15 protein-coding genes are annotated in these 22216 nt (G+C 50.1%); 7 read left to right on the top strand and 8 right to left on the bottom strand.

Annotated features, from left to right (window positions below):
- The coding region (locus HMPREF9441_RS13125) for a DUF3874 domain-containing protein (RefSeq protein WP_008622006.1) at positions 1 to 401 on the top strand (401 nt) is incomplete at its 5' end.
- 158 nt (positions 402 to 559) lie between these two features.
- On the opposite strand, the gene HMPREF9441_RS13120 is transcribed toward HMPREF9441_RS13125, so the two are convergent.
- Positions 560 to 2962, bottom strand: a complete 2403-nt coding sequence (locus tag HMPREF9441_RS13120; protein ID WP_008622005.1) for a glycosyl hydrolase 115 family protein — start codon at positions 2960 to 2962, stop codon at positions 560 to 562.
- Between the two features lie 146 nt (positions 2963 to 3108).
- On the opposite strand from HMPREF9441_RS13120, the gene kdsA reads away from it, so the two are divergent.
- The 3 genes from kdsA (at position 3109) to HMPREF9441_RS13105 (ending at position 6160) form a co-directional block, all read left to right on the top strand.
- On the top strand, positions 3109 to 3861 hold the full coding sequence (gene kdsA / locus HMPREF9441_RS13115) for a 3-deoxy-8-phosphooctulonate synthase (RefSeq protein WP_008622003.1): 753 nt from the start codon (positions 3109 to 3111) through the stop codon (positions 3859 to 3861).
- Positions 3858 to 4808, top strand: coding sequence for a KpsF/GutQ family sugar-phosphate isomerase (locus HMPREF9441_RS13110; RefSeq protein ID WP_008622001.1), 951 nt, complete (start codon positions 3858 to 3860; stop codon positions 4806 to 4808). Before kdsA ends, HMPREF9441_RS13110 begins: the two co-directional genes overlap by 4 nt.
- Positions 4809 to 4882: 74 nt before the next feature.
- Complete coding sequence (locus tag HMPREF9441_RS13105) at positions 4883 to 6160, top strand: phospholipase D-like domain-containing protein (RefSeq protein WP_008621999.1); 1278 nt, start codon at positions 4883 to 4885, stop codon at positions 6158 to 6160.
- A gap of 9 nt (positions 6161 to 6169) precedes the next feature.
- Here the strand turns inward: HMPREF9441_RS13105 and HMPREF9441_RS13100 are convergent, their stop codons facing one another.
- From HMPREF9441_RS13100 to HMPREF9441_RS13060, 7 genes are all read right to left on the bottom strand, one after another.
- Positions 6170 to 8383, bottom strand: coding sequence for a tetratricopeptide repeat protein (locus tag HMPREF9441_RS13100; RefSeq protein ID WP_008621997.1), 2214 nt, complete (start codon positions 8381 to 8383; stop codon positions 6170 to 6172).
- Between the two features lie 4 nt (positions 8384 to 8387).
- Positions 8388 to 9350 (bottom strand): ABC transporter substrate-binding protein, encoded by a 963-nt coding sequence (locus HMPREF9441_RS13095; protein WP_008621995.1) that lies wholly within the window; start codon positions 9348 to 9350, stop codon positions 8388 to 8390.
- A 75-nt stretch (positions 9351 to 9425) separates the two neighbouring features.
- Positions 9426 to 10673 carry a phosphoglycerate kinase gene (locus tag HMPREF9441_RS13090; protein ID WP_008621985.1) on the bottom strand — a complete coding sequence of 416 codons (1248 nt, stop codon included), beginning with the start codon at positions 10671 to 10673 and terminating at the stop codon, positions 9426 to 9428.
- Positions 10674 to 10845: 172 nt separating this feature from the next.
- Positions 10846 to 11514, bottom strand: coding sequence for an endonuclease III (gene nth / locus HMPREF9441_RS13085; protein ID WP_008621983.1), 669 nt, complete (start codon positions 11512 to 11514; stop codon positions 10846 to 10848).
- Positions 11515 to 11906: 392 nt separating this feature from the next.
- Positions 11907 to 13223: a leucine-rich repeat domain-containing protein gene (locus tag HMPREF9441_RS17955; protein ID WP_157244583.1), complete on the bottom strand. Its 1317-nt coding sequence runs from the start codon at positions 13221 to 13223 to the stop codon at positions 11907 to 11909.
- Positions 13224 to 13704: 481 nt separating this feature from the next.
- On the bottom strand, positions 13705 to 14172 hold the full coding sequence (locus HMPREF9441_RS13065; RefSeq protein WP_008621969.1) for a nucleoside deaminase: 468 nt from the start codon (positions 14170 to 14172) through the stop codon (positions 13705 to 13707).
- Positions 14173 to 14218: 46 nt separating this feature from the next.
- Positions 14219 to 18547, bottom strand: a complete 4329-nt coding sequence (locus HMPREF9441_RS13060) for a translocation/assembly module TamB domain-containing protein (RefSeq protein ID WP_244949771.1) — start codon at positions 18545 to 18547, stop codon at positions 14219 to 14221.
- A 244-nt stretch (positions 18548 to 18791) separates the two neighbouring features.
- On the opposite strand from HMPREF9441_RS13060, the gene HMPREF9441_RS13055 reads away from it, so the two are divergent.
- From HMPREF9441_RS13055 to nqrC, 3 genes are read left to right on the top strand one after another with little or no spacing between them, the layout of a single operon-like run.
- Positions 18792 to 20141, top strand: a complete 1350-nt coding sequence (locus tag HMPREF9441_RS13055) for a Na(+)-translocating NADH-quinone reductase subunit A (protein WP_008621967.1) — start codon at positions 18792 to 18794, stop codon at positions 20139 to 20141.
- A 33-nt stretch (positions 20142 to 20174) separates the two neighbouring features.
- Complete coding sequence (locus HMPREF9441_RS13050) at positions 20175 to 21341, top strand: NADH:ubiquinone reductase (Na(+)-transporting) subunit B (RefSeq protein WP_008621966.1); 1167 nt, start codon at positions 20175 to 20177, stop codon at positions 21339 to 21341.
- Positions 21325 to 22215: an NADH:ubiquinone reductase (Na(+)-transporting) subunit C gene (nqrC, locus tag HMPREF9441_RS13045; RefSeq protein ID WP_008621965.1), complete on the top strand. Its 891-nt coding sequence runs from the start codon at positions 21325 to 21327 to the stop codon at positions 22213 to 22215. Before HMPREF9441_RS13050 ends, nqrC begins: the two co-directional genes overlap by 17 nt.
- Position 22216 lies beyond the last annotated feature (1 nt).

Below are 22216 nucleotides of genomic sequence, written 5' to 3'. Positions count from 1 at the left end.
GCAGCCGCCGTTTCCTCTGCGTGGAGGTGGAGCGACCCATCGACAGCACGGACATCGGACATGCCCAAATCTACGCCCAACTAAAAGCCATGCTCCTCGGTGGCGAACGTCATGGGTTCACGGCGGAAGAAGAGGCGGAAATCCAACGTGCCAACGTGGCTTTTTACCGCACTTGCCCGGCGGAAGAGGCTTTTGCCCGTCACTTCCGTGCCGCCCGTCCGGACGAAGAGGCCCTGTCCGTTTCCCTTCCCGAACTCATCGCCCTGTTGCGCAAGCGTCAGCCGGGCACGCTCACGGGCATCGGCATGCAGGAGTTCAGCCGCGCCCTCGTGGCCGCAGGCGTGGAACGGAGGCACACGGAAAAGGGTAACCGTTACCGGATTGTGCCGTTGGAGATATGAGCCAACCCACACAAGAAGAGACCGTAACTATGTAGTCGGAAACTGCACAATGTGTTCAAGAAAGAACCGGACAAATGCTTTAATAATGGGGCGTATGTGCAGTTAGTTATCTTTGCTACACATACGCCTGAAATAACATTCGCAGTTCTATCCTAAAATTATCTTAGTCGTATTTGGTCAATGACCACTCCTTCGTCCAATGCCGTAATCTTGATGCGTCCTTTTCTGCTGCCGGAGGGGAAGCGGGCGGTTTTGACGGCTTGTGCCCGCAGAATGTTGACTTTCCACTCTTCGCTGTATTCTGCGGTTTCGCAGTCGAACACCTGTGGCTCACGGTCATCCGTGGAGACGGCGAAACGCAGTTTTCCGCCTTCTACGGCATGGGTCGGTACGAGGCATACCTCTACGGTCAGGCTGTCTTTCCGGAAGTTTCGGTATTCGTATTCCACTGTTCCACCCTTACCCAAGTAAATGGCTTTCCCAGAATGTCCCAGACCGTCGATGACGGTATGCACGCCTGTCACGGCATCATGTTCCGTGCCGTTCCACAACTGTAGCGGGGCAGGGGAGGACACTAAGGCCGTGGATGATGCAGTGCGCTTGACCTTGTCGAATACGATCAGTCCGCGAGGGGCAGTGCTGATGATGTGGTTCCATTTGCCGTCGAGCAGGGAGTTGAACCGCCGGGTCAGGGAAACGATGCTGTCGTATGCCGCGTCGGACTTCTTCCATAAAGAAGCGCTGTCGGACGGGGTGTGGCGGGCAAATTGTGCATAGAGCATCTTTTTGTTCATTTCGTTCGAGGCTTGTACGGGATACTGGATCATATCGAAATAAGCATCTTTGCGGTTGGACGGAACGGTTGCATACAATTTTTCCACCCGGTCTGATAGTTTTTTGAATTGTTCGAGGCGTTCGTTGATTTCCTCCGTAGACCATGGCAGGTCGGCGATTTGTTCGTGCCGCTTGTCGTATGTCCGCGTATTACCCATGAATTCCGGTTTGCGGATGTGGGAGAGCAAGTAGAAATCTTTCATGAGAGGTAAGAGCTCCTTTCCCGTTTTCTTTCCGAACGTTTGGTTCAGCCAGTTGCCCAGATGCGAGAATACAACTTCGCTTCCGTCCTTGCATCCGGAAAGGTTGATGTCCCAAGCCATATCGAGGAAGAGCTCGGTCAGGTATTCGGACGGCTTGATGTCTCCGACGTTGAGCACCCATATCTTGCGCATATTCCGGTCGTAAGCCGTTTTCATCTGTTGATACATCAATGAGGGCTGTACGATACCGAGCCAAAGGAAGTCGTGAGGCTCACCCCAGTATGAAGTGTGGTAGTATACGCCGTTTCCGCCCGTGCGTTTTCTTTCTTTCTCATCGGGAAAGTGACGAATGTAGCCGAAGTTGTCGTCCGGCCATACCAAGGTGATGTGGTCAGGCACTTCCAATCCGGCCCGGTACACGTCCAATACTTCTTTGTAGGGGACGAACTGTTGCGGAATCTTTTTACTGTCCGGATGAATGTACTGTCGGAGCAGGCTGTCTTGTACTTGCAACACAGCATTCAGGGCATCTTTGTATTCATGGGTATTCTTTACACCAATCATCCTTCCGTCATGTTTGCCCCGCATGCCCATCGTGAAGATATTATCCGAATGTCCCAGTTCTTTGAGCCGGTCTGTCCAGTAATCTACTACGGCCTGGCGGTTCTTGAGAAAATTGTAGTCGCCTTTTCCGGCTAAGTCCCATTCCGTAGCCGAGTTACGCATCATGGGTTCGCAGTGAGATGTGCTGACCACTATGCCATAGCGTTCCGCCATTTTCCGATTGCCTTCTACGAAATAGAAAGGCATGGTCACTTCGTGCATGGCAGGCCAAATGGTGTTGGCACGTAGCCGAAGAAGCAATTCGAAGACTTTGGCGTATGTTTTCGGGCCGACTTGTCCTTTGAAACGTCCTTTGACCGGATATTGGGTTTGAGCCTCCGGTTCGAAGTTCTTTGTAGACCACGGTGTCAGCCCCCAGTCTTCGTCGTTGAGGAAGATACCTCGGAATTGCACGGAAGGGGCTTGCTGCCCCTCTTTGATTTCGGAGACAAGGAAGCGGTCGCGCTTGTCGGGAGTCACGTCCGCCCACCATTCCCACGGCGAAACGCCTATCATGCGTGAAATTTCCAAAAGGCCGTAGGCCAACCCTCGAGCATCGCTTCCGGTGACGAGAACTTGCTTTTTGCCTAACTTGCGAATTTGGAATGCTTCCCATTGCCCCATGATGGGAGGGAGGTCTACTTCATTTCTTTTCAGGTAAGCCTGCATTTCCGGATTGTCGACCGTTCCGGCCACGATTTCTATGTCATGTCCCGGAGCAGAGGCGGGAACCAGTCGGGCATCGAATACGTTCTTCACGTCCTTTTGCAGGATTTCCAATGCGGTGTGTACTACTTCTTTCTCTTCTTTGCCTACGAAAATTTCCGTCTGGCAATCCTTTTCAAACAGCACTTGTGCAGAAACCGGTGCACACATTAGCATATATATGCTCAGTAACCAGAAGATATTTTTCTTGTGCATGGTCGTTTTTTGTTTTTATTTTATTGTTCTTTTTGTAGGTATAGGTTTTTCAAAAGTACGATTTTAACCGGTATTTGCCAAGTCTGGCGTGGTATTTCTTCTTTTTTTGTGTACCTTTGCACATTATATTATTAAAACAGATTGTCATGACCCCTATATTTATAGCCGGTCCGTGTGTGATTGAATCCGCTGATTTGTTGGACGAGGTGGCGTGCGAGCTGGTTCGGATAAAGCAGAAATTTAATATAGAGATTTACTTTAAGGCTTCTTTTGATAAAGCCAACCGCACTTCGGTGCATTCTTATCGGGGCCCTGGATTGGAGAAGGGTTTGCAGATGTTGGGCGACGTGCGTGAGAAGCACGGCCTTAAACTTCTGACGGACATTCATGAAAGTTTTCAGGCTGCTCCGGTGGGCGAAGTGATGGATGTCCTACAGATACCGGCCTTTTTGTGTCGTCAGACCGATTTGTTGGTGGCGGCAGCCCGTACCGGTAAGATTGTCAACATCAAGAAAGCCCAGTTCTTGTCGGGACTTGACATGAAATACCCCGTGGAAAAAGCGCAGGAGAGCGGAGCAAAGGAAATTTGGCTGACCGAGCGTGGTAATATTTACGGTTACAATAACTTGGTGGTGGATTTCCGTAATATTCCGGATATGAAAGCCTTTGTGCCCCGTGTGGTCATGGACTGTACGCACTCCGTACAACGTCCCGGTGCGGCAGGCGGAAAGACTGGCGGAAACCGTGAGTTCGTGCCGGCCATGGCCTTGGCGGCGAAAGCGTTCGGTGCGAACGGATATTTCTTCGAGACGCATCCCGATCCGGAGAAAGCCATGAGCGACGGCCCGAATATGTTGTATCTGAAAGATTTGGAAACCGTAATTGCATCATTGCTATGAGCCCAGTGAAAGATATTGCCGTCAAGTGCTTCCGCGACGAAGCCCAGGCCATTTTGGATTTGATACCTCAGTTGGATGAACATTTCGATGCAGCGGTGGATTTGATGCTCCGTTGTACCGGAAAGGTAATTATAACAGGAGTGGGCAAGAGCGGGCATATCGGTGCCAAGATGGCCGCTACGTTGTCAAGTACGGGAACACCGGCTTTTTTCATCAATCCGTTGGATGTCTTCCATGGCGATTTGGGGGTGATGACGCCCGATGATGTCGTCATAGCCATTTCCAACTCCGGCCAGACCGACGAACTCCTTCGTTTCATTCCTTATTTATTGGAACATCATATTCCTTTGATTGGTATTTCCGGAAATCCCGATTCTTTGTTGGCCAAGTATTCCACGTGTCATTTGGTGGTCAAGGTCAGCCACGAGGCTTGTCCTTTGAATTTGGCACCGACGTCTTCCACTACGGCTACTTTGGCCATGGGCGATGCTTTGGCCTGTGCGCTCATCGAGATGCGTCATTTTCAGGCTAAGGATTTTGCACAGTTCCATCCCGGCGGGACGTTGGGCAAGCGTCTCTTGACCACGGCGCATGACGTGATGCGCAGCAACGACTTGCCGGTCATACCTCCCGGAATGAAGTTGGGTGAGGCCATTATCCATGTGAGCAAGGGAAAGTTGGGATTATGTGTGGCGCAAGTGGATGGTAAGGTTGTCGGATTGATAACGGACGGCGATGTGCGGCGTGCTATGGAAAGTTTGCAGGATAAGTTCTTTAACGTCCCGGTGGAGCAGGTGATGACGCGTACGCCGAAATGTGTGTCGCCGGATACCAAGATTGCCAAGATTCAAGATATTATGCACAATAACAAGATACATACGGTTTTGGTCGTGGATGAAGACCGCCATTTGTTGGGTGTGGTAGACCACTTCAGTTGTATGTTCTGACGGGCGGGTAACGGTATGAATTTCATAAAAAAAGGATAGAATGCCTCGGCCCGGGTCGAGGTGGGGAAGCGATAATGAGTAAGTGGCGTGTCATATTCTGTGGCGTTTTGCTGTCGATGGGGCTTGTGTCTATGGCACAGGCAAGCCTGAGCGATTCTCTTACGGTAGAGGATTTAAAGGAAAACGGTGTGTTGTTTACGCCCCACAACCGCGTGACGTTGTTACCGAGCGGCGCGGAAAAGTTTGAAGACATGTTCAAAGCCATAGAGCAGGCCCGTCATTATATCTATCTGGAATATTTCAATTTCCGTAGTGATTCTATCGGAAAAGCGTTGTTTACCTTATTGGATAAAAAAGTACGCGAAGGGGTTAAGGTCAGGGTGATTTACGATGATTTTGGTAATGTCAGCAACGACCGTCCCTTGCGGAAAAGACATCTAAGGCAATTAAAGAGCCGTCATTTTGAAGTAGTCGTATTCGATCCCATCGTGTTTCCTTGGGTGAACCATGCCTTACATCGTGACCATCGCAAAATTGTGGTTATCGACGATAAGGTGGTGTACACCGGAGGAATGAATGTGGCCGACTATTATATCCATGGCCGTCCTGAGTTCGGTAAATGGAGGGATATGCACATGCGTCTGGAAGGTGATTGTGTGCCTCTTTACCGACGTATATTCTGTGAGATGTGGGAGCGTTGTACCGGCGACAAGATAGACAGTTTGGAATACCAGACGGACAGTCTGGCCTTCCAGACCGACTTCCGGGGATTGAAAGAGACGGCCTGCGCGGATTCTTCCGGCGTTCTTTTGGGCGTGGCTAATCGTGAACCGAAGAGGAGTCCGGCCATTATCCGCAGGAGTTATATAGACGCAATCGACAATGCGCAAAAACGGATACAGATTGTAAACCCCTATTTTACTTTGGTGCCCAGTGTGAAGAAGGCCTTATATCGTGCGTTGAAGCGTGGGGTGAAGCTTGAGGTCATGTTGTCTACCAAATGTGACGTTCCCGTCATGCCCGATGTGGCGGCCTACCATGCCAAAAGGTTGATGAAGCGAGGGGCCGACATTTATTATTATGAAGACGGGTTCCATCACTCGAAAGTCATGATGGTAGACAGTACGTTTTGTACGGTGGGGTCGGCTAATCTGAATAGCAGGAGCTTGAAGTTCGACTATGAAGTGAACGCTTTTATCGTCGATTCCTGTACGACTCGCGAATTACAGTCTATTTTCGAGGCAGACAAACATCATTCTACGTTACTCACTCCGGAGAATTGGAAAAAGCGGCGCTCTTTCGGACGCCGCTTTATGGGATGGTTCTACCATCTTCTCATTCCCCTGATTTGATTTTTACATTCAGCTTTCCGGTTCCGGTTGGAGAATGTCCCGCATCAGGCTGATGTCCAAATCGTTCAATCCGTGTAGGAGCAATTCTTTCCGGTCTTCGTCAAAGGGGGATAGCAAAGGCTGTGTCGTATCCTTCCTTTTGCTGCGGTAGAGTTGGAGGTAGTTCCGGTAATGGGCGATGGCTTCCGTCGTTTGTTTCAGGCACCATGCCGTATGTCCGGCATTGAGATAGTCTTCCCATGTCACCTTATCTTGTTGCAGTATTTTCCGGTAGTACTTGTCTGCCTGTTCCAGACGTCCCATCTTGAAGTTGCACCAGGCGATGGCTCTCCACGACGGTACCACTCTTTCCCCTTTGTATTCCAATTCATAAAAACGTTGGGCGGCTTCTTCGTAGCGTCCGAGCTGCATCAGGCATAATCCGATTTCCGAAATCAGGCGGGTGTCGCCCGGGTTCATCTCTTCCAAGCTCTTCAGGCAGTCGAGTTCCTGCTCATAGCGTCCCAAGGCGGAATAACACAGATACATTTGTTTCAGAATCCATTCATTGTCCGGACTCAACAGGTCGGCTTGTTGATAATAGTATATGGCCTTGCTCGGCCGGTCGGTGTGCTGATAGCAAAAGGCCACTTTTTGTAGCGTTTCGGCATCTGCCGTTTCGTGTTTGAGCGCCTCTTCCATGTAGGCAATGGCATCCTGGTAATATTCCCTTTTCATAAGGAATGAGGCCATCTCGCGCAAGTAAGCCGGTGTTTTCAACATGCTTTCCAATACCGTATAACGGGTGAACAACTGGTCTCTTTTGAACGGGTCGTCGAATTGTGTCTTACGCGGATGAAGTTTAAAGAAACGGTACAAATCCTGCAAATAGCTACGGTAGACGGAACCGATGTTCATGCTTTCCTTGGCTACATCCCGGAGACCTTCTTCGTTGCCTTCTATCTGTGAACCGATTTGGGAAATCATCATATCCCGTTGCGAAGGGGCTATTTGGTTGAGCATCATGCAAAGCGAATATTTGTCCGATTCGCAGAAGTTACCGGCCTCCATAAGCATCTGTATCGGATTGTGCCGTACACCCGGAGGGAAGATGCTTTTCACTTCCGGCCGCCGTTTGTTGAATGGTGTGAACCAGTGTGCGACGGATTGGAAGAACGAGAAGCCTTTGAGCGCGGAGAAGGTTCCCAAGTTGATGTCTATCCCTTCCTTACCCATGGCAATGATTTCTTTCATGTTGTCGGCCAACTGTTTGTTGCCCCGCATCTTTTCCCATTCCGCATTCGGTTCTCCACGCAAGGCCTTCGCCAAATCTTCCTCCATTTGCTCGAATCCCATTTTATTGCGTTGGTAGTTCCGGCTTCTGAGTAAATCGGGAAAGATTTCATTTTGCAATTTCCTTTCGGCCTTAGCCGTTTCCAGACTGAGTAGGAATTGCTGTTGCAGGAGGATGAGTTCCCCTTTGAGGCGTTCGTCCTGCGCCAGCAATGATAGTCCGTCCGAGAGGTCGGGATAGTAGGCAAAACGCTTTTCGTATTGCATGTAGGTCCACACGGTGGCCGTCATGGCCCGTGCGCGGACTTTTGTATGTTCCGTCCGGCAGAAATGAAGCAACAAGCGGTATTTTTGCGGGTCGAAATATCGTTGTATGTTCAGCATGACGGCACTGACGAGCAAGGCTTGTTCATCGACTTCCTGCCGTTCTATGAAGCTTTTCAGTTTCTTCGCGTCGGCTGCATGGAAAAGAGGAGCGGTCCAGATATACTCGAACAGCCTGTCGTATGCGTTGTAGAAACTGTTTTCCTCAGCCTCTCCCGTAGAGGTCTTCCCGCGCTCCTCTGACAATTTTTCCCGTAATAAATCAGCCGTTTCGAGCCATTGGTCGAAAGAGGCCGTCTGGTCGGCGTCACAGCGATTGTACGTTTCCGCGTATAGGTCGTTTTCGTAACGGACGTGGTAGAGCCGTGCGGACTTGTCGAGCAATGTGAAGGCTCGGTGGGTCAGGTTGCGGTGGACAAGGGCCTGTTGAGGGTCTGTGCCACCCTGTGATATGAAGGTGAGCATCATGCCATAGTCCTGTTGTACGGATTCCAGTTCACGGTTCAGTTCCGGATTCTCGGTATTGAACAAAATCCCCCGGATACAGTTCAGGGCGTCGTGCATGCGGCGTGAGGTGAGTGCCTCTACGGCATCTTGATAAAGAAGTTCAAAGCTTTTCCTATCCATAAGTTTAAGGAATGAATGGTGTGTGGATGAGCGTGTCGCCCGTATATTCAGGCGTAATCAAATGTCGGTAAGTCAAAAAACGGAGAGCTGTGGCCACGTTGCCTTTTTCCGCCTTTTGGGCTTGAGGATAAGCCGGTATTTTCAGAGAATCTATCGTTTCCGGTTCTACAGGGTAGCCGAGCAAGATGTTCCGTATGTTGTCCGTTTGTTCCTTGCGGTTAATTTGTTCCACGGCTTTGTTGTAGCCTTGCAGCAGCAAGCGCATTTGTTCCGATTTCCTTTTGTCGGTCACAACGTCGGACGATACCATGAAAGCCATGAGCCGTATGTGTGGCTTCCGGCTGTCGTAGATGCTCCTATGGCCTTTCAGCTTGGCTTGTGTGATATACGGTTCGGGAAGGAAAGCCGCATCTATCGTGGCATTGTTCAGCATGTCGTACCGGAGCCGGATGTCGTTGATTTGGGGATGGTAGACCGTGGACGGTTCCAGACGTGCCTGCCCGATGACCGTGTCTAACAACAGGTCTGTCACCGAGTGGCGGGCCATGGCCACCATCCGTTCCTTTAGATGCTTGGTCTGTCGTATGCGTCTGCTTTTGGCCGTCAACAGTTCATGATGTCCGTCCGCCTGCATGAATACGTACAGGCCGGTGCCTTTGCTTTGCATCCATGCCGCACGAATCAGATCCGTGTAGGACACGTCCACGTGTCTGCGGGCGAAAGCCGTATCACAGTCCATTTGGGCATTGAAAGTTTGCAGGCGGATGTCCAGGCCTAATTCTTTGAACAGTCCGCACCGCTGGGCATAGTAGAACGGCAGGCAGTCCAAGGTCGGCATCAAGGCCACCTTAAGGGCTAAGGAATCTTGACGCGTTTTCCCGGTCTGCGAGGTAGCCGTATCGTTCTGTCCGGAGTGGCATCCGCACACGATACCCAACAGGAGGAGTAGGGGAATTAACTTCTTCATGGAGTTTTGGAATGAAGAAGGGCAACCCGTATGCACAAGTCGCCCTTCGTATTTCAGAATGTCCGCCGGGACGGATTAACCTTTGATGGCTGCGATACCCGGGAGGATTTTGCCTTCGATGGCTTCGAGCAGAGCACCGCCGCCCGTAGAAATGTAAGAAACCTGGTCGGCCATGCCGAATTTGTTGATACATGCTACGGAATCACCACCACCGATGAGTGAGAATGCACCGTTTTTGGTAGCTTCGGCAATAGCTTCGGCAATGGCGCGCGAACCGGCTGTGAAGTTATCGAATTCGAATACGCCGGCAGGACCGTTCCACAGAATCGTCTTGGCTCCCTTGATGGCTTCGGCAAAAGCTTTCTGAGTAGCCGGACCTGCGTCCAGACCTTCCCAGCCTTCGGGAATGTCGTTAGCCGGAACCACTTGTGTATGTGCGTCATTGGCAAAAGCGTCGGCAGCCACGCAGTCCGTACCCAATACGAGGTTTACGCCTTTGGCCTTCGCCTTTTCGATGATATCGAGAGCCAACTGCAATTTGTCGTCTTCGCAGATAGAGTTACCGATCTTGCCGCCCTGGGCTTTGGCAAAAGTATAAGTCATACCACCGCACAGAATCAGGTTGTCCACCTTGTCCATCAGGTTTTCGATGATACCGATTTTGGTAGAAACCTTAGAACCGCCCATGATGGCCGTGAACGGACGTTTGATGTTGCTCAATACGTTGTCTACAGCGTTCACTTCTTTCTCCATCAGATAGCCGAGCATCTTGTTGTCGGCATCGAAATAGTCGGCGATGACAGCCGTAGAGGCATGTTTGCGGTGAGCCGTTCCGAACGCGTCGTTTACGTAGCAGTCTGCGTATGAAGCCAATGTCTTGGCAAACTCTTTCTGAGAAGCCTTCATGGCCTTTTTGGCATCTTCGTAAGCAGGGTCTTCCTTGTCGATGCCTACAGGTTTGCCTTCTTCCTCAGGATAGAAGCGGAGGTTTTCCAACAACAGCACTTCGCCCGGTTTCAATGCTGCGGCAGCGTCAGCGGCCTTGGCGCAATCGGGAGCGAATTTTACGGCTACGCCCAATTTCTCTGAAACGGCGTCTACAATCTGGCTCAAAGAAAACTTCGGGTTCACTTTGCCTTTCGGCTTGCCCATGTGGCTCATGATGATGAGCGCACCGCCGTCGGCGAGGATTTTCTTCAGCGTAGGCAATGCTCCGCGAATACGGGTATCGTCTGTAATCTTACCGTTCTCATCCAAGGGGACATTGAAGTCCACACGTACGATTGCCTTCTTGCCGGCAAACTTGTAATTGTCAATAGTCATAATTTTAAATCTTTATTTAAAGGTTTTCTGTCGTTTCCTTCTTAATATAATGCTTTTACAGCACTGCAAAATTATACTTTTCCGTCCATATTTGCAAGAAAGCAGACCCTTTATTTGCGGAGGACGGGCTACGTTTTCACGCGGTGTTTCCGCCCGTCGTGCCACGGGTTGTTTACGGTTGGGCGGAAGGGCGTGCCGCTCCGTGGGTACGCAGGTAATGCCGGCATATCATTTTCAGTCCGCAGACCTCGCATTTGGGCGTACGTGCCGTGCAGGTATAGCGTCCGTGTAGGATGAGCCAGTGGTGGGCTTTGGGGATAATGGGATCGGGGAAATAGCGTACCAGTTGCTTTTCCACGCTGTAAGGCGTGGTACAAGTATCCGGGACGAGTCCAATGCGGTGGCTCACGCGGAACACATGAGTGTCTACGGCCATGGCGGCTTTTTCAAACACGACGGCTTGGATGACGTTGGCCGTCTTACGTCCTACGCCGGGCAGCTTGACCAACTCATCCAAATCGGAAGGAACCTCGCTGTGGTAGTTTTCCACCAGCATGCGCGCCATCCCTACCAGATGCTTGGCTTTGTTGTTGGGATAACTCACGCTACGGATATATTCATAAATGGTTTCCGGCGTGGCGGCGGCCATGGCTTCCGGAGTGGGGTAGTCGCGGAAGAGCGGAGGGGTAATCATGTTGACCCGTTTGTCCGTACATTGGGCGGAAAGTATGACTGCTACCAACAGTTGGAACGGGTCGTGGTAGTGCAGTTCGGTTTCAGCCACGGGGATTGCTTGTTCAAAATAAGCAATGACGCGGTCATAGAGTTCTTGCTTTTTCATTTTCTCTTGCTATTTACAGGCAAAAACAGGGCAAACCGAATGCCGTGAAGCTGGCTTCAGATTGCCGGAATACAGCCTATTTCGTGCAAAAGTAAGGAAAATATGCGAGGCTTGCTACTTTGCGGAACGGAAAAAACTGCATGATAGTCTAATTCTTTACAAAAAACAGGACGCAAGAGGTTCCCGTACGAACGTCTGGAGGTCGTAAAAACGTTTGGCTGAGATTGACTTTTCAATCTCAGCCAAATGATTTTTCATTCGGCGCAGAAATATTTTCTGTTCTGCTGAGACAAATTTTATGTTGTTATTTGATTGAAAATCAGAAGTATGTAAGATGGTCTGTATTTCTCCTTTTTACGGGTTTGGACGAAAGGAAAAAGATAGACACAGATTCAACTCCGGTTCATCGCCTGTAAGGTTGTTCCGTATTCTTCTATTTGTGAGAAGTATTTCCAGTGCTTGTCTTGTTTGTATTTCTCTGTAGAACCTTGCGGGACGTGGAGCCGGCAAACGTTGAACCTGATGCCTCCGAAGGTGTCGGCATGGATGGAGGCCGGTTCCGCAGCTTGGCAATAAATGGTTTTCAGGCCGGCACAGCCGTAAACGGCTTTTTCGCCCATCATATAAAGTGAAGACGGAAGGTGGAGTTCTTTCAGTACGAAGCAATTCATGAGGCATTTGGACGGAATGACTTCGCATCCCTCCAATATACGCAGGATGGAAAGGCTGTGGGGAAGGTAATAGTTTGTTTCCTTTCCCGTTTCGTTATCCTGGCTTATTTTCCGCATCTCGATGTCGGGGGTAGTCCCGAAGAGTTCACCGAAGTTGGAGAAGGTGGCCGGAGTGCCGCAGGCCGGAAAAGGGACGGTCAGAGTCTTTAGCGAGCGGCAGCCTGAGAATATGTGTTTGCCTAAATGATGTACGGAAGGAGGAATGGTTATTTGTTCCAACGCATGGCAGTCGGCGAAAACGCGGTCGCCGATATGGACGATTTTGTCCGGAATGTCGATACGTGTAAAGCCGTTGCATCCTTCGAATGCGGAATTGCCGAGATAGACCACAGAGGAGGGCAGCGAGACAGAAGGGAGGGAAATACAGCCGGTAAAACTGTTGCTTTTGAGTTGCAGCAGTCCCTCGGGGAGCTTTACTTCCGTCAGGCTTTTGCAATCGGCAAACACTTGGCTTCCCAGCAGGACGGCATTGTCGGGTATGGATATACGGGTAAGGCCGTGGCAAGAGCAGAAAGCGGCTTTACCTATACTTTTGAGTGTGGTGGGCAGGGTGAGTTCCTGCAAGTGGTAGCAATGCGCAAAAGCGTAGTCCTTGATGTGTTTCACTCCTTCGGGCAGAAGAACGGAGGTCAGACTTTTACAATAGGCGAAGGCGTGCTGTCCTATGCCTGTCAGTGTGTCCGGAAGTTGGACACTCGACAGCGACTTGCAGTAACTGAAGGCCTGGAAGCCGATGTAAGTGATACCGTGGGCGACGACCACTTTCCGGATATGGTTCAGATGGCTTTCCCACGGAACTTCTTTTTCGCCGAAGAAATCGTAAAGGGGGCCTGTGCCGGTGATGCGTAGTTCTCCGTTTTCCGGATTCAGGCTCCATTGAGCATGATCTCCGCATGAACCGGAATACGATTCGTGGGAGGATGATTCTAGCCTTTTGGGAAAGAATATTTGTGAAAGGATGTTTTTGACTTTAGCCATTTGTCTATGCTGATTTGATTTATATTCCATCATTTATTGCCCGTTATATATTTGTGGAGAAAAAGGGATTAAGAGTAGAAGGCAATACTTGATATAAATATTGCGCAGCTTCCATCCCGTTTTTCTAATGTTGAGGTCCTGAGAAAACCCTAAGTCTGGAAAAACGGGAATGGAAGCCTGCGCATGACACAGGCATCCACCCACACTTTCTCATCAGACTTGTTTTTGAAATTTCTCAGGTTTCAACATTGATAAGAATATGCAGTAAATGCAATTTTGTATCCACAAAGAGGATGCGTCCCGACGCTCCGGTCTACATCACATCGGCAAAATTAAACATTTTTTCTCTAATAGGATGAAAAAGATAAGGAATTTTTTTATGCGGATAAAAATAGTGAAAAATCCAAAGGCCGTTACAGAGAACTTTGGATTTTTCACAGGAGGGGGATGCCCTACGGCAATGGACTGAAATGATAGAGGTTTAATATTCAGTCTTGTCTGCCGTGTTACGCCACAGGTCGAAGGCTGCTATGGCTTCTTCGGGCAGCAGTTCTTCCATGGCTTTCTTGCGGTTTTGACGGGGGAGAGCCAGTTCTTCGTAGATAAAGGAATCGTCGAATCCGATGTCGGCTGCGTCGTCCTTATTGTTACCGTAGTATATTTTGTCGAGGTGAGCCCAGTATATGGCACCGAGACACATCGGGCAAGGCTCGCAGGATGTGTATATTTCGCAACCGCTAAGGTCGAAGGTGCCCAGTCGGCGGCAGGCTTCGCGAATGGCGCTGACTTCCGCATGAGCCGTCGGGTCGTTGTGGGCAGTCACCCGGTTTACTCCGGTTGCGACGATTTCATCTCCTTTTACGATGACGGCGCCGAACGGGCCTCCGCCGTTTTTTACGTTTTCTACTGAAAGCTCAATGGCTTTGCGCATAAATTCTTTGTTTCCCATACGCTTTGTTTTTAGTATGTTGTGAGTGAAAAGAGAGGAACGGTATTTACGGGTTCTTCCTCCGCTTTTTGGGAATGAATACCCGAAATACGTCCCGCCACGTGTTGAAGTCCCGTTTCAGTCCGATTCCGACACCTTGAGTGGTCAGCGACGATTTGGTGAAGTAGCGGTCGTTGGTTTTGCTGTATGCTTTCAGGCTTACGTTTCCACTTGGGGTCAGCAGCCACTGCAGGTCGAAGTCGCCGATGAAGTTACCGTTCGGATTGGTGCTGTTATCTCGGTAACCGAAATTTCCGTTGATGAGCAGGCGGTTGTTGAGCAGCCGTCCGGAGAGCAGTCCTTCTACGTCCATGTCGCTCCATCCCGTTTCGCCCGTGCTGAGGTTCGTCCCGATGTTCCAGTTGCTGTTGTTGCCGAGCAGCGTGGAAAGCATTTGGTTGAGTTGCCCGCTCAGAGTAGAGGACAACAATGACTTCATGGCTACGGAGGATTGGCTTTGTTCCGTGTTGCTGTAATCGTAAGTGTAGAAACGCCCGATACCGAGGAGGTAAATCACCTGCATGTTTTTTTCTTCTTCCGTGCTGATGAGGCTGCGCACCATCTGTTTCTCGTCTTCATTGACGTTGGGCAGGTCGAAGTCGAAACTGATTTGAGGAGACTGTGCCTTTCCGCCGAGGTTCATCAGGCAGTTCACGCGTACGTTGTTTTGGCTGAAGGTAGAGCGTGCGCTCAGGTCGTTCAGCGATACGGAGGGTACGGTGTAGACGGCTTGCAGGTTGAGGTCGGCTTGGACGGGCGGACCACCGAATACGATGGTGCCGCCGGGGTTGAAAATAAAGTCCTTGCGAATGACGTCCTGCAACGAGAGCTTATAAATGCCATGGTCTATGGTGTACGTGCCATACATGGTGAAGTCTCCTTTATTATAATAGTTGGCGCGGATGTTTCCGTGTCCGTTCAGGGCGATGTAGTCACCGGCTTTCGGGTCCATAAGAATCTTCATGGTAGCTTCCGGTGTCAGGTTGAGGCGGAAATTGATACGCATGTCCGATTCCGGCTCCGGAAGGGGGGTGCCGCCTGGGGTATGGGAATGTCCGTCGATACTGTTCTGATGGGTCTTGTAGGTGATAAACTGGTTGTCTGTCAAAGTCGTTGGAGAGGACAGGTTGTAGACGAACATGGTGTTTTCTTCGGGGCGGGCGTCGATGTTGATGTTCAGGTTGCCCGGCTGTCCGTTGAACCCGATTTTTCCGGTGGCGTATGCCGTTCCGCAGAACACTTCGTCTCCGAAATCCTTGACGTCATACCCCAGAATGTTGTAGGCGTCGATGTCGAAATCGAAACGCATGTGGGAGAGGTTGGAATGTTGGAGCACACCGTTGACTACGGCATAGTGCTCGTCTTTGCCGGGAGTGCCTTGCCGGTCGTAAACCATGGCATTACGGAAATAAATGTTGTCCGGGCGCAGAATGACGGAGTCGTTGACGAGGCGGTAGTCCACTTCGGTTGCGTTGACTTTCATTCCTCCCTCGCTGACCAGCATGTCGCCTTCCAGATTGATACCTTTGAACGGGCCGAATACGCGGGTCCACCCCGACGCTCGTCCGTGCAAACCGGTGAATATGCCGTCTGTATAGTGGTTCAGAAAAGCCAGGTCTATGTTTTCGGTACGAATCATCAGGTCGAGGCCTCCCTTGGGGGCGGCGCCGATTCGGATGTCTCCGTCCACACTGGTCATGCTGCTGTGGGCCGGGTCTGCCATGCGTGCGTGCAGGAAAATTGCATTTTTCTCCTTCTCCCAACCGCCGTGCAAGTTCATTTCGCCCAAATAAGCTTGGTTGAAAGTGAAGTTCCGGACATGGAGATGGGCATCCACTTCGGGGCTTTTCATAAGGTTGGCTGCGTAGGCCCGTCCGGTGGCTTGTCCGGCAAAATCCACGGTGTGGAAATTAATGATGTTGAAGATGTATTCCAGATTGATGTCTTTCAGATCGACCGTCAAGGAATCGCCCGGGTTGCCCGATACGTTACCGTTGAGAATCAGGTGGCGGTCACCTTGTTCGATGGCGAATCCGTTGATGTTGACCAAACCCGGCGCGGCATGTACGCTGGAGGCATGTACGTTCCAGACCGAGTCGTTGACGATGATTTGCGAGGGATGAAATTCGATGTCGGTGAGCATCTTCTTTTCTTCGTTTCGGGTAAACCGGGTATCAGCCGAGATGGAACCTTGATAGATTTTTTCGGCGTGGTTGGTCCAATTCAGTCCTGTGTAGACATTGTCATGGGCGGCGCGGGCCAACAGTCTGAAGTCCACGGGGGCTTTGCCGATTTGCTTTTTGAAATCGACGGTACAGGTGAGGGAATCGTTGACACGGCCGGCCAGAATCCGTATGTCGTCCAATTGCTGCCCGTTGTAGTTGAACGACGGGATGGACGCATTGAAGTCCAGTTCCTCGGTACGGCTGTTGAAATAACCGTTGATGTGTCCGGCTTTCGGGATTTGCAAAGGGATGCCGAAAATCTTTTCAATAGGCTCCGTATGGTCGATGTGCATGTACAAGGCTACTTCGTCCGGCGTGTCTTTTTTAAGTCGAGGTGCTTTGACGAAAGACGGGATATAGGCATGGAGCAGTTTCCGGCTGTGAGCGATTAACGTGCCGAGCCTGAAATCTCCCTCCATTTCTGCACGCAGGAAATCGCTGTGGAGCGAGAGATTGCGCTTGCCTTGTCCGTAGGTTGCCTTAAAACATATCGGTCCCGTGGTATAGTCTTCCTCCGATGTAGACATGCGGAAACCATTCAGGCAGACGAGCCCTTCCATATTTTCAATGTTGTTGCCCCTGAAGTCGGCCTGTATGTCGCCTTGGAACACCGTTCCGGCATATCGGGGTGTGAGGGCGAGAGCGTGCGGGGCGAAATGGCGGACGGAAGCTTCCGCTTTAATATAAGGTGTGGATGAATGTAAGTTGACTTCTCCTTTCGTCGTAAGCGCAAGGTGAGGGTCGTTGATGTTTACATTGCCGGCGAATCCTCCTTTTCGGTAATCCACGTCGACTGTGATGTCGTGGTAATCGTAATGGTTATAAGACAGGCGACCGATGGTCCCTTGAAGCGAAAGGACGGGATAGGCACCGGAGCGCAGGAGTCCCTTGCCCGATAAGTCGAAAGCCGTTTCGCCGAATTGCTCTTCCCGTCCCGTCAGTTTGCCGAGTTGGAATCCGGGAGTATGCACTTCCGCTTCGATTTCGTTTCCTTTGGCGAAAGATCCGAACAAAGCCAGAGAACCTAAATCGGTATGTAAATTAAGATGGCTTTTGAGATACTGGGAACGATAGGACAGGGCACCTGTGACTTCTAATGTACCGATAGCCTGTAAATAAGGTGAAATGGGAATCTTGTCGTTTGAAGTCCATTCAGACAGTTGCTTGAGGCCGGCCGGGGTGATTCGCAGGTTCCGGATGTCGGCTTTTATCGTTCGTTGGGCCGGATTTTCGAGGTGACGGATAGTCAATGGGGCTTCGAGCACCATGCTCCAGTCGGGTGTGTAAAGTGCGAACTGGTCTATCAGGATTTGTTTGAGGTTTCCGCTGAACTGCGCTTCGGCAGCTAACGTCGGTAGCTCTTCAAGTACATGGTTTTGAACTGATTTGGGGTAAAAGGGGATGAAGTCGGCGAAAGAGAATGTTCCCTGCTCGATGCTGCCTTGAAACGTGAAATCCTGATACCGCCCTTTTCCGTTCCCTTCTTTTATATGGCGGTAGCTCATAGTGACCGGATGGAGGGCTAACCGGGAATGGGGCAGCTCGATGGTAAAATGGTCGAGCTGTGCTTTTTCCCGGTTGGCCGTAATCTTGAAAGACAGTTGTTTAAGCTGTAGGCCGGAGTGTTCTTCAAAGGAGAACTTCTTGACGTTCAGGTTCAAGGAATCCGCCGTATAGCTTTTCAGTGAAAGCGTGGCACTGATTTTGTCCAATACGATGTGGTCTGGGTTAAAACGGCCGGGAGTAGGAGACTTGTCATAACGGTGCCACGACAGTTTACCCCGCCGGATAAGTACGGAATTGATGCGAAGGTTCGGATTGGAAGGCAGACTGTCTTTTTTCGCGAAAGTGTCTATGAGAAACTGGAAGTTCGGCTTTTCCTTCTGCGTGCGTTGGTAGAGGTGGATGTCGAATCCGTAGAGTTGGACATTTGAAATGGATATTTTGCCGTGTAGCAATGAGGTCAATTCTATTTTGGCCGACAGGCGGGCTGCTTTCAGCAAATCCTTTTTCTTCTGATCTTTAATGCGTACGTCATCAAGAATGATACGGTTGAAATATCCCAAGTCCACCCGGCCGATAGAAAGCTCTGTATGTAAAATATCTTTCAATGCTTCCGAGATGAGGAACGTGACACCTCTTTGCACTGCCGGAACGTGGAGTAGCGCAACCGACAACAGGTAGAAGCCCACGACTATACCTGCGAGTACTCTGAATATTTTCCTTAATCTTTTAATATGACCCTTATTTATGCGACAAAATTACTATTTTCTTTTTAGAATTCTTCACTTTGTCATATTTTTAATGTAATTTTGCGACGTTTTAATTAAAACCAGTTTATTTAATCCTATAATAATGGCAAATGTAATTAAATTACGTAAGGGCCTTGACGTGAATCTCAAGGGTAAAGCTGCCAAGGAGGAGTTTCAGGTGAAGAAACCGGCTGTCTATGCACTGATGCCGGACGACTTTACGGGGATGAAGCCCAAGGTAGTAGTCAAAGAGAACGACGTGGTGAAGGTCGGGGATAGCTTGTTTGTGGACAAGAACCATCCTGAAATCAAGTTTGTCTCTCCCGTGAGCGGACGGGTAACCATGGTGGAGCGTGGCGACCGTCGCAAAGTGTTGAGCGTGCGTGTGGAAGCCGATGCGGAGCAGCAGTATGTGGATTTTGGCAAGAAGAATGTGGGTCAGATGACAGCTCAGGAGGTGAAAGACCTTCTTCTGGAATCGGGCTTGTTCGGTTTCTTCAGGCAACGTCCCTACGACGTGACGGCAAATCCGTCCGACACTCCGAAAGCTATCTTTGTTTCCGCTTTCAACTCCATGCCGCTTGCAGCCGATTTCGAATATGTGTTGCGGGGACGTGAGGCTGATTTCCAGGCCGGACTCGATGCCTTGGCCAAAATGGCGAAAACTTACTTGGGCGTAAGCTCGAAGCAGACGGCTACGGCGTTGACTGCAGCCAAGAACGTGGAAATAAACTTTTTCGACGGACCGGCGCCGGCCGGAAACGTAGGCGTGCAAATCAACCACATTTCTCCTATAAACAAGGGTGAAGTCGTTTGGACACTCGGTGCGGAAGAGGTGATTTTCATCGGTCACTTGCTGAATACAGGACGTTTGGACTTTACCCGCGTAATTGCATTTGCCGGTTCGGAAGTGAAGAATCCGGCCTATTGCAAAATGACGATAGGACAGCAACTGAGCACCTTAATCGAAGGTAACGTGACGACGGGCAAGAGCCTGCGTGTGATAAACGGCAATGTGATGACCGGCGTGAAGACCTCGGCCGACGGCTTCTTGGGTGCCCATGTGACGGAAGTGAACGTGATTCCCGAAGGAGACGACGTGCACGAGATTTTCGGTTGGATCATGCCGCGTTTCAACGATTACTCTTCCAGCCGTGCTTACATGAGTTGGTTGATGGGCAAGAAGGAGTATGCGCTTGACGCTCGTGTGAAAGGCGGAGAACGCCACATGATCATGTCGGGCGAATACGACCGTGTATTCCCGATGGACATCTTCCCCGAACAGTTGGTAAAAGCCATTATCACCGGCGACATAGACCGCATGGAAGCTTTGGGCATCTATGAGGTGGCTCCGGAGGACTTTGCCTTGTGTGAGTTCGTAGACTCTTCCAAACTGGAGGTGCAGCGCATCGTCCGTGAAGGCTTGGATATGCTTCGCAAGGAGATGGCTTAATTAATTTCATCACAGGTTTAAATGATTTAAATAATGAACGCGTTAAGAAAATATCTTGATAAGATAAAGCCGAACTTTGAAGAGGGCGGCAAGCTTCACGCATTTCGTTCTGTGTTTGACGGTTTCGAGACTTTCCTGTTCGTGCCGAATACCACGTCGAAGTCGGGAGTGAACGTACATGATGCGATAGACAGCAAGCGTATCATGATTTTTGTGGTTATAGCGTTGTTACCGGCTTTGTTGTTCGGTATGTACAACATCGGGTATCAGAATTATGCGGCCGCCGGAGTGGACGGGACATTCTGGGAAATGTTCGGTTTCGGTTTGTTGGCCGTGTTGCCTAAGATCATCGTGTCCTACGTGGTGGGTTTGGGCATCGAGTTCATCGTGGCCCAATGGAAGCACGAGGAGATTCAGGAAGGTTATCTGGTAACGGGTATCCTAGTTCCGATGATCGTGCCGGTCGATTGTCCGTTGTGGATTATCGCGATAGCTTGTGCTTTTGCCGTAATTTTCGCCAAGGAAATTTTCGGAGGTACGGGTATGAACATTTTCAATGTCGCTTTGATTACCCGTGCGTTCCTGTTCTTTGCCTATCCTACGGCAATGAGCGGCGATGCTTGCTGGGTGGCCAAGGAAAGCATTTGCGGTTTGGGAAATGATTTGCCTGATACGTTTACGATGGCCACTCCTTTAGGAGAAGCGGCTACCGGTACGGTGCCGGCTTTCTCTTGCGATCAGGTTATCGGTTTGATTCCCGGTTCTATCGGTGAGACCAGCGTGATAGCCATAGCTATCGGTGCAGTGATTCTTTTGTGGACGGGTATTGCCAGTTGGAAGACGATGTTCAGCGTGTTTGTCGGAGGTGCACTCATGGCTTGGATTTTCAATGCCAGCGGGATGGAAGGTAACGCCGGTGCTACCATGCCTTGGTATCAGCATCTGGTATTGGGCGGCTTCTGTTTCGGCGCCGTGTTCATGGCTACCGACCCTGTGACTTCGGCACGCACTGAGACCGGTAAATACATTTACGGTTTCCTCATCGGTGCCATGGCTATTATTATTCGTGTGTTGAATCCGGGTTATCCCGAAGGTATGATGCTCGCCATCTTGTTGATGAACTTGTTTGCTCCGCTGATCGACTATTATGTCATCCAGAGTAATATCGACAAGCGGGCTAAACGTGCAATTAAAAAATAATAAAGGAACTATGGCTACAAAGAAATTCAAATGTAAAGTGTGCGGTTACATCCATGAGGGTGACGCTGCGCCTGAAAAGTGCCCCGTGTGTCAGGCTCCAGCTTCTGAGTTTGAAGAAATCGTGGAGGCCGGAGGAACGGAGAAACCGGCGAAGAAAGGGCTGAACACCGACGGTAATACTTATACCATTATATATTCATGTATTGTGGTCGTTATCGTAGCTTTCTTGTTGGCTTTCGTTTCCAAGGTTTTGGAACCGCAGTCGATGGCTAACGTACGTATCGACAAGAAAAGTCAGATTCTGGCGGCATTGAATCTTCGTGATGTGGAGAAAACCGAAGTGGAAAAAACATACGACGAGGTCGTAGTGGCTGATGAAATCATCGACAAGGACGGCAACGTGGTGAAAGACGGTGCTTCCAAGGATGCGGACGGTTTTGCCGTAGAAGACAAAAACATCTCGGACAGCAACCTCCCGCTGTACGTATGTAAGGTGAACGGAGAAACCAAATATGTCATTCCCGTGACAGGTAAAGGTCTGTGGGATGCGATTTGGGGATATGTGGCTTTAAATGCCGATAAGAACACCATTTATGGAGTATATTTTACCCATAAGGGCGAGACGGCCGGTCTGGGTTCTATCATTACGGAATACGATAAATTCCAGAAGCAGTTCGAGGGCAAGAAGCTGATGAATGACGACAAGTCTGCCGTAGCCATCAGCGTGGTGAAGAAAGGTAAAGTCGTGAACGGACTTTCTGATGACAGCCGTTGCGATGCCATCACCGGTGCCACCTTGACTTCGGACGGTGTGAACAACATGCTTCATGACTGTATTTCACGTTATATGACTTTTTTAAATACTAATGAATAAA

Source organism: Paraprevotella clara YIT 11840 (genome assembly GCF_000233955.1).
Taxonomy (GTDB): domain Bacteria; phylum Bacteroidota; class Bacteroidia; order Bacteroidales; family Bacteroidaceae; genus Paraprevotella; species Paraprevotella clara.
The sequence above is the reverse complement of the archived record's forward strand: the minus strand, read 5'-3'. Positions and strand labels throughout refer to the sequence as shown.

Excerpts from the sequence above, each read along its gene's own strand:
- HMPREF9441_RS13050 (WP_008621966.1), top strand. The coding sequence starts at position 20,175 with ATGAACGCGTTAAGAAAATATCTTGATAAGATAAAGCCGAACTTTGAA.
- HMPREF9441_RS13095 (WP_008621995.1), bottom strand. The coding sequence starts at position 9,350 with ATGAAGAAGTTAATTCCCCTACTCCTCCTGTTGGGTATCGTGTGCGGA.
- HMPREF9441_RS13065 (WP_008621969.1), bottom strand. The coding sequence starts at position 14,172 with ATGGGAAACAAAGAATTTATGCGCAAAGCCATTGAGCTTTCAGTAGAA.
- HMPREF9441_RS13100 (WP_008621997.1), bottom strand. The coding sequence starts at position 8,383 with ATGGATAGGAAAAGCTTTGAACTTCTTTATCAAGATGCCGTAGAGGCA.
- kdsA (WP_008622003.1), top strand. The coding sequence starts at position 3,109 with ATGACCCCTATATTTATAGCCGGTCCGTGTGTGATTGAATCCGCTGAT.
- HMPREF9441_RS13055 (WP_008621967.1), top strand. The coding sequence starts at position 18,792 with ATGGCAAATGTAATTAAATTACGTAAGGGCCTTGACGTGAATCTCAAG.
- HMPREF9441_RS13105 (WP_008621999.1), top strand. The coding sequence starts at position 4,883 with ATGAGTAAGTGGCGTGTCATATTCTGTGGCGTTTTGCTGTCGATGGGG.
- HMPREF9441_RS13120 (WP_008622005.1), bottom strand. The coding sequence starts at position 2,962 with ATGCACAAGAAAAATATCTTCTGGTTACTGAGCATATATATGCTAATG.
- HMPREF9441_RS13090 (WP_008621985.1), bottom strand. The coding sequence starts at position 10,673 with ATGACTATTGACAATTACAAGTTTGCCGGCAAGAAGGCAATCGTACGT.
- HMPREF9441_RS17955 (WP_157244583.1), bottom strand. The coding sequence starts at position 13,223 with ATGGCTAAAGTCAAAAACATCCTTTCACAAATATTCTTTCCCAAAAGG.
- nth (WP_008621983.1), bottom strand. The coding sequence starts at position 11,514 with ATGAAAAAGCAAGAACTCTATGACCGCGTCATTGCTTATTTTGAACAA.
- HMPREF9441_RS13110 (WP_008622001.1), top strand. The coding sequence starts at position 3,858 with ATGAGCCCAGTGAAAGATATTGCCGTCAAGTGCTTCCGCGACGAAGCC.